The 3,757-nt window shown below is 41.0% G+C and carries 2 protein-coding genes; both read left to right on the forward strand.

Annotated elements, in window-relative coordinates; all coding sequences use genetic code 11:
* Positions 1–467 precede the first annotated feature (467 nt).
* Positions 468–1,835, forward strand: coding sequence for an NAD-dependent succinate-semialdehyde dehydrogenase (locus tag IQ228_RS23095; RefSeq protein ID WP_027403621.1), 1,368 nt, complete (start codon positions 468–470; stop codon positions 1,833–1,835).
* A gap of 185 nt (positions 1,836–2,020) precedes the next feature.
* Entirely contained in the window at positions 2,021–3,664 is a 1,644-nt protein-coding gene (locus IQ228_RS23100; RefSeq protein WP_027403620.1) for an acetolactate synthase large subunit, read from the forward strand.
* Positions 3,665–3,757: the final 93 nt, after the last annotated feature.

The following is a 3,757-nucleotide window of genomic DNA, read 5'->3' on the forward strand; positions in this document are numbered from 1 at the left end:
CAGGGAGGTAGGGGAGGTAGGGGAGGTGGGGGAGGTAGGGGAGGTAGGGGAGGTAGGGGAGGTGGGGGAGGGAAGAACAGAAGTTTTTTCCGATCATTACCCGTCAAAATAAATTTGACTAACTACTAGTACAAAACGGCGTAAATAAACCAACTATTCTAAATCCTCCAAAAGACTATACTGTCTTCATTTTGACTTTTGACTTTTGACTTTTGACTTCCGCCTTGCGGTACTAGTGGGTAATCTGGAATAGAGCGTAATTTACAATATTATCCAAAAATCCTGTTGATATTGTGACAATTTTATGGGCTTTTGGCATACTATTTGGCAAATTGGCGAGGTATTGATTTAATGACAAATTATTTTCATTATTTTCTCTCCAAGTCAATTTTCGTGTTAGCTTCTGTAGTGAATGTGTGTAAGACTGGTAAACTACCTCAAACTATTTTTTAATGGGGGGTCAGGTTATGGCTATAGCTACTATTAATCCCACCACTGGGGAAACGCTCAAAACTTTTGAGCCACTAAAAGATACAGAAATTCTTGCCAAGTTGGATTTAGCAGGAAAGTCTTTTGAAGAATATCGTCAGACGAGTTTTCTAGAGCGATCGCACTGGTTAGAACAAGCAGCAACTATTTTAGACCAAGAAAAGCCAGATTTAGGGAAATTGATGACCCTGGAAATGGGTAAACCATTAAAAGCGGCGATCGCAGAAGTTGAAAAATGCGCCCTGGTTTGTCGCTATTATGCCGAAAATGCCGCCAATTTTCTCGCTGATGTCCCCATTGAAACCGATGCCAGTCATAGTTTTATAAAATATCAACCTTTAGGGGTAATTCTCGCTGTCATGCCTTGGAATTTTCCATTTTGGCAGGTTTTTCGGTTTGCTGCACCTGCCCTCATGGCGGGCAATGTAGGACTACTCAAACACGCCTCCAACGTGCCACAGTGCGCCCTGGCGATCGAAGATATTATCAACCGTTCCGGCTTTCCCAAAGGTGTATTTCAAACATTGTTAATTGGTGCTGCCCAAGTTGCCAATTTGATGGCTGATGATCGCGTCAAAGCTGCTACTTTAACCGGTAGTGAACCAGCAGGTATATCCCTCGCGGTTGCATCTGGGAAACAAATTAAAAAAACTGTTTTAGAATTGGGGGGTAGTGACCCATTTATTGTTTTAGAAAGTGCCGATTTAGAAACAGCAGTTAGCACCGCAGTAACAGCGAGAATGTTAAATAATGGACAATCTTGTATTGCAGCGAAACGCTTTATAATTGCTGAATCTGTGGCTGATCAATTTGAAAAACTGCTGGTAGAAAAATTTCAAGCGTTGAAAATTGGTAATCCAATGGCAGCAGATACAGATTTGGGACCATTGGCAACTCCCGATATTCTCCAAGAATTAGACCAACAAGTTAAAAATGCGGTAAAAAGTGGTGGTAAAGTCCTCACAGGTGGACATCCTTTAACAGAAATGCCGGGGAACTTTTATCCACCCACAATTATCATAGATATTCCTGTAGATAAACCAATTGCCCAAGAGGAATTTTTTGGGCCTGTGGCATTATTATTCCGAGTTCCTGATATCGAAGCGGCAATTAAATTAGCTAATGATAGTCCCTTTGGTTTGGGTGCAAGTGCATGGACAACAAATACAGAAGAACAAAATCGCCTAATTCAAGAAATTGAAGCTGGTGCAGTATTTATTAACAGCATGGTTAAATCAGATCCCCGTCTACCCTTTGGGGGCATTAAGCGTTCTGGCTACGGTAGGGAGTTGAGTATTCAAGGTTTACATGAATTTGTGAATGTGAAAACTGTTTGGGTGAACTAAGGAGTCAGGAGTATGGCTAACGCCACGCTGCGCTATCAGGAGGTAGGGGCGCAGGGACTGCGCCCATTCAGGAGTATGGCTAACGCCACGCTGCGCTATCAGGAGTAAGAAGAAAGAAGGGAAGAAGAAAATTAAGCAATCACCAATTACCAATCACCAATTACCAATTACCAATTACCAAAATTATGAATACCGCAGAATTATTAGTACAGTGTTTAGAAAATGAAGGAGTACAATATGTTTTTGGACTCCCTGGTGAAGAGAATTTGCACGTTTTAGAAGCCTTAAAAACATCCTCAATTCAATTTATTACCACTCGTCATGAACAGGGTGCAGCCTTCATGGCTGATGTTTATGGGAGGTTAACAGGTAAAGCCGGAGTATGCCTTTCTACCCTTGGACCTGGGGCAACTAATTTAATGACAGGAGTTGCAGATGCTAACTTAGATGGTGCGCCATTAGTGGCAATTACTGGGCAGGTGGGAACAGATAGAATGCACATTGAATCCCATCAATATTTGGATTTAGTGGCAATGTTTGCTCCAGTTACTAAGTGGAATAAACAGATTGTCAGACCAAGTATTACACCGGAAGTTGTGAGAAAAGCCTTCAAGCGATCGCAAACAGAAAAACCCGGTGCAGTTCACATTGACTTACCAGAAAATATTGCGGCAATGCCCGTAGAAGGCAAACCTTTAAATAAGGATAATAGTGAAAAAACCTATGCTTCCTTTGCCAGTATTCGCGCCGCAGCCGGGGCAATTTCCCAAGCCGTTAATCCCATCATTTTAGTTGGAAATGGTGCAATTCGCGCCCATGCTAGTGATGCAGTCACGCAATTTGCCACCCAAATGAATATTCCCGTTGTTAATACTTTTATGGGTAAAGGAGTTATTCCCTATACTCATCCTTTAGCACTTTGGTCTGTGGGATTACAACAACGAGATTTCATTATCTGTGGCTTTGATAATACAGATTTAGTCATAGCAATTGGCTATGATTTAATTGAATTTTCTCCCAAAAAATGGAATCCTGAAGGAACAATTCCTATTATTCATATTGCGGCAACTTCTTCAGAAATTGATAGTAGTTATATTCCCCAAGTAGAAATAGTTGGTGATATTTCTGATTCCCTCAATGAAATATTAAAATTAGCAGACAGACACAATAAACCCAATCCCTATTCTATTAGCTTGCGTTCTAACATTCGCGCTGATTACGAAGAATACGCCAAAGATGATGAATTTCCTATTAAACCGCAAAAATTAATTTATGACCTGCGGCAAGTTATGGGACCAGATGATATTGTAATTTCCGATGTTGGCGCCCATAAAATGTGGATTGCTAGACATTATCATTGTCATAGTCCCAACACTTGTATTATTTCCAATGGTTTTGCCGCTATGGGTATTGCTATCCCCGGTGCATTAGCCGCAAAATTAGTTCACCCAGATCGTAAAGTTGTCGCTGCCACTGGTGACGGTGGTTTTATGATGAATTGTCAAGAATTAGAAACAGCTTTGCGAGTCGGAACACCATTTGTTACCCTGATTTTTAATGACGGTGGCTATGGTTTAATTGAATGGAAGCAAGAAAATCAATTTGGTCCAGGTAACTCATCTTTTGTCCATTTTGGTAATCCTGATTTCGTCAAATTTGCCGAAAGTATGGGATTAAAAGGTTATCGCGTCGAATCCGTTGCGGATTTTATTCCCTTACTGAAAGAAGCGCTCGCGCAAGATGTGCCAGCAGTCATAGATTGTCGGGTAGATTATCGAGAAAATCGTCGTTTTACCAAAAAAGCCGGTGAATTAAGTTGCGAAGTTTAAACAAGGTAATAGGTAATAATAGGTAATAGGTAATAGGTAATAGAAAGATAAAAAATCTCTCTACTCCCCCTACTCCCCCTACTCCCCCCACTC

It is taken from the genome of Dolichospermum sp. LEGE 00246, assembly GCF_015207865.1.
Lineage (GTDB): Bacteria > Cyanobacteriota > Cyanobacteriia > Cyanobacteriales > Nostocaceae > Dolichospermum > Dolichospermum heterosporum.